This window comes from Shewanella sp. AC91-MNA-CIBAN-0169 (assembly GCF_040310165.1).
Classification (GTDB): Bacteria; Pseudomonadota; Gammaproteobacteria; order Enterobacterales; family Shewanellaceae; genus Shewanella.
Map to the genome: position 1 here is coordinate 1 of NZ_JBEOPM010000049.1, position 4270 is coordinate 4270.

The window sequence follows — 4270 nt, forward strand, 5'->3', positions numbered from 1 at the left end:
ACTTCACCACCATAAGTTTTAGACAAAACGGCAGAGATTGCTGCTGTTAAAGTTGTTTTACCATGGTCAACGTGACCGATGGTGCCCACGTTTACATGGGGCTTTTTACGTTCAAATTTAGCTTTTGCCATGGTATTGCCTCAGTCCAATTATCTTGGTGATGAAAACACATATAGTAAAAATCCGATGCATAAAAATGACATCGAATCGATTGTTTAGGGTTAGGAAGTTTATTCATGACATGGGATGTTGATAGGCAGATTCGTACTGCCGACCTCACCCTCATCAAGGGTGCGCTCTACCAACTGAGCCATATCAGCGAACAAATTTGGAGCGGATGGCGGGAATCGAACCCGCGTTATCAGCTTGGAAGGCTGGAGTAATACCATTATACGACATCCGCGCAACCTATTTTAGGCTACCTAACTACCTAGAAAGTGGTGGAGGGAGAAGGATTCGAACCTTCGAAGGCTGAGCCGTCAGATTTACAGTCTGATCCCTTTGGCCACTCGGGAACCCCTCCAGAAAAATGGTGCCGGCACCAAGAGTCGAACTCGGGACCTACTGATTACAAGTCAGTTGCTCTACCAACTGAGCTATGCCGGCGTGTCATTTCGGGTTCGGATATTAGGTAAATGTGCCTCGGAGTGCAATAGGAAAATGATAAAAAACCAAAAAAAAGTTTCAAATGACGTTTTTTTACACTCGTTTCACTTAGAAAGTGTGATTTATAGGCAAATGTAATGGGCGATGAAGACAAATGAGGAGCAAACTATTGTCGCCATTTATTCGATAGTGTAATGTGCCTGACCAACCTAGAGGAATGGTTATGAATCCAATTAACTCAATACAAGATGCACTCTACTTTGCTTTTCAGCGCGAGCATTGGGCTGAATTACGTAAATCAGTGCCGCTCACATTGAGTCAGGCTGAATTAGAAAACCTGCGTGGTATGAATGAAAAGCTGTCTTTAGACGAAGTCACTGACATTTACCTTCCTCTCAGCCGTTTACTGAATTTATTTGTCGGCTCAAAACAACAGCGTGGACTTGTTCTTGATAAGTTTCTGGAGCAAAAAGCTTCCCCTGGTCCTTATATCATTAGTATCGCAGGAAGTGTCGCCGTTGGTAAGAGTACCACAGCGCGTATTTTACAAACGTTATTGCAACGTTGGCCTGAGCATCCTAAAGTTGATTTAGTCACCACTGATGGTTTTTTATATCCCTTGGCAGACCTAAAACGTAAAGGGTTGCTCCAACGCAAAGGTTTTCCTGAAAGTTACGACATGAAAATGTTGGTAGAATTCATTTCGGCAGTTAAAGCGGGACAGAAAGAGATTCTTGCACCGCTTTATTCACATGTTACATACGATAGATGTCACGACGAGCATCAAGCCATCTGTCAGCCTGATATTTTAATTTTAGAAGGGCTAAATGTGCTGCAAACGGGTTTAGATACCCCAATAGACACAAGAAGGCCATTTGTATCAGATTTTGTTGATTTTTCAATTTACGTCGATGCTGATGAGTCGTTGTTAAAAGATTGGTATAAACAGCGGTTTTTGCAATTTAGAACTGGTGCATTTAGTGATCCAAACTCATTTTTTCATCACTATTCATCTTTAACCGATGATGAGGCGAATGTGATTGCTGCTAATATTTGGGATACCATTAATGGCCCAAATTTATCATTAAACATTCAACCAACACGAGAGCGGGCCCACCTCATTTTGCAAAAAGGCCCCAACCATTTAATGGACCGAGTTTTACTTAGAAAATAATAACATATGAGCCTATTCCTAGGCTCACTTCTGGCATCTACATTACTGCTCTAAGGCTAATTTCACCGCCAAGATAACGTGTAAGCCCTTGCTCGTTTTCAAGCAACAAAGCCCCTTGTTCATCAATACCTCGACAAGTACCGTTAACTGAATTAGGTGCCATTAGCAGTGATACTTCACGGCCAATAAATAAATCAAATTCATTCCAACGTTTTAAGAATGCACCCAACCCTTTCTGCTCAAACAGCTGTAAATCAGCCTTAAGGGTTTGATGTAATTTAATTAATAGCTCCGTTTTATCTGGCATATTCACCAAACTAGACAGATCGTTCCATGGCTGGTCTATTAGCTCCCCCTGCTCTACAGACATACTCATATTGATACCAAAACCAATGACTAATTCTGTTTTATTAGCGGATGAATTACAAACCTCAACTAAAATTCCAGCCAATTTTTTATGATCAAGGTAGATATCATTTGGCCATTTAAGCCCTAACCCCTCAATCCCAAAGTCAGCTAGAGATTTAACAATGGAACAACCAACAACTAAACTTAAACCACTGGCATGACTAATATCATTATTTAAACGCCAAAACATTGAAGCATAAATATGATGAGCATAAGGAGACAACCACTGACGCCCTCTTCGACCTCGACCAGCGGATTGATATTCAGCAATGCAAATATCCCCTGATTTTAATTCAGAGGCATGCCCAAGCATAAAAGCATTAGTGCTGGTCGTTTCATCAAAATAAAAACAACGGCCATCAATTCCATTAACAAGATGAGACTCATTTACCAACGACACTGGATTTGCTAATTTGTAGCCTCTTCCTTTCACACTATAAATTTCGATACCATAATCTTTTAATGCATCTATATGCTGATTAATTGCCGCGCGAGTAAGCGATAAAGATTGCGCAATTACCTCACCAGAAACAAAACGTTCATGATGTAAACACGCTAAAATTTGGCGTTTACGTGACCAATGCTCATTCATTTTATTTCAATCTCCCCAACAGAGCCAATAATCCTAGGCTCAGGTTGTAATGTAACCGCAAATTTATCAAAAACCATCTGAATAATGTGTTTCGCTAATTGGCATACTTCATTACCAGTTGCATAACCTAGGTTAACTAACACCAAAGCTTGATCTTGATGGACTGCTGCACCACCGATATTAACGCCCTTCAAGCCAGCATGTTCTATTAGCCAACCTGCAGCAAGTTTGTAATGGTTATCAACCTGTCGGTAACCCACTAAGGATCCATAACGACTTTTAAGTGAGTCATAGTCGTCTGTTGATACAACTGGGTTCTTAAAAAAACTTCCTACATTACCCAATATTTTAGGATCAGGCAGCTTAGATTGACGAACCATACAAACACAATCAAATATTTGTTGCGCCGATACATCTATAGCGTCTAAGTGTTGAAGAGGTCCATAACTTATCACCGGCACCCACTTTTTAGCCAGTTTTAGGGTCACCTCAGTAATAACAACTAAGTTTTTAAATTGTTGTTTAAAAATGGATTCACGATAACCAAAGTGACATTGTTCGTTATTATAATGTACCAAGTTACCAGTATCGAGTTGTAAAAATTCAATCTTGTGACAATAACGATTAAACTCAACACCATAAGCACCGATATTTTGTATTGGCGCTGCGCCTACAGTTCCAGGGATCAGAGCCATATTTTCTAAACCATAAATATGTTTAGTTAAGCAATATTTAACTAATTGATGCCAATTTTCACCGGCTTGAACCGTGAGATAATAAAAATCATCATCTTCATTAATCGTAATGCCCTTGGTGCTAACTTTAACCACAGTTCCCTGAAAATTGTCAGTAAATACGACGTTACTGCCTCCTCCGAGAATAAGCATGTTCTTCTGTTGTTGATACAACTCAAAACTTATCTTTATTAACTCCTCTTTGCTAGTCACTTCAACTAAAGAGTCGCAATACTGATTAAGGCCAAATGTGTTTAATGAAGTAAGCAAAATAGGCATAGATAGAAAGGCATCGTATTCAGAAATATATAGTTATTGTAGCAGGGAATAGCTAACAAATTAGCATGATCACGCTAAAAACATATCAATCTAAAAGCACTATGCATTAACTATAATGGATAACTTTAGTACTAATTGTAGCTGGGATGTAAGTTGAATGTTAATTTTGGAAAAAAGCCCGCTATATAATAGCGGGCTGTTTCGCGACTCTCTCAAATCAATTAGGCGTCTGGAAATGACCTACTCTTTTATCCCCGAAGGGGACGCATAGGCATATTGGCCACACTGCTTAAGGCTTATTTCTGAGGACTTGTTTTGCCAATAACAAACTCTACACTATAAATTGCAGACGTAAAAAAGCCCGCTACATGATAGCGGGCTGTTTCACGACTCTTTCGAATCAATTAGGCGCCTGGAAATGACCTACTCTTTTATCCCCGAAGGGGACGCATGGGCATATTCGACAAACTGCTGTCA

General features: G+C 39.9%; 4 protein-coding genes and 4 tRNA genes. 1 reads left to right on the forward strand and 7 read right to left on the reverse strand.

The window, feature by feature from the left end; all coding sequences use genetic code 11:
- The 5 genes from AAEY98_RS21940 to AAEY98_RS21960 all read right to left on the reverse strand — a co-directional run.
- On the reverse strand, positions 1 to 131 hold a 131-nt coding region (locus AAEY98_RS21940), incomplete at its 3' end, for a GTP-binding protein (RefSeq protein ID WP_351019651.1).
- Positions 132 to 247: 116 nt separating this feature from the next.
- A tRNA-Ile gene (locus AAEY98_RS21945) sits at positions 248 to 320 on the reverse strand.
- Positions 321 to 329: 9 nt separating this feature from the next.
- Positions 330 to 403, reverse strand: a tRNA-Gly gene (locus tag AAEY98_RS21950).
- A gap of 35 nt (positions 404 to 438) precedes the next feature.
- Positions 439 to 523, reverse strand: a tRNA-Tyr gene (locus tag AAEY98_RS21955).
- A 7-nt stretch (positions 524 to 530) separates the two neighbouring features.
- Positions 531 to 606 (reverse strand) — tRNA-Thr (locus AAEY98_RS21960).
- 223 nt (positions 607 to 829) lie between these two features.
- Here AAEY98_RS21960 and coaA point away from each other — a divergent pair.
- The gene (coaA, locus tag AAEY98_RS21965; RefSeq protein ID WP_351019642.1) at positions 830 to 1780 is read left to right on the forward strand and encodes a type I pantothenate kinase; all 951 of its coding nucleotides are present in this window, start codon (positions 830 to 832) and stop codon (positions 1778 to 1780) included.
- Between the two features lie 37 nt (positions 1781 to 1817).
- Here coaA and birA read toward each other — a convergent pair whose 3' ends face one another.
- Positions 1818 to 2780 carry a bifunctional biotin--[acetyl-CoA-carboxylase] ligase/biotin operon repressor BirA gene (birA, locus tag AAEY98_RS21970; protein WP_351019645.1) on the reverse strand — a complete coding sequence of 321 codons (963 nt, stop codon included), beginning with the start codon at positions 2778 to 2780 and terminating at the stop codon, positions 1818 to 1820.
- Complete coding sequence (gene murB / locus AAEY98_RS21975) at positions 2777 to 3793, reverse strand: UDP-N-acetylmuramate dehydrogenase (RefSeq protein ID WP_351019648.1); 1017 nt, start codon at positions 3791 to 3793, stop codon at positions 2777 to 2779. Before murB ends, birA begins: the two co-directional genes overlap by 4 nt.
- Positions 3794 to 4270: the final 477 nt, after the last annotated feature.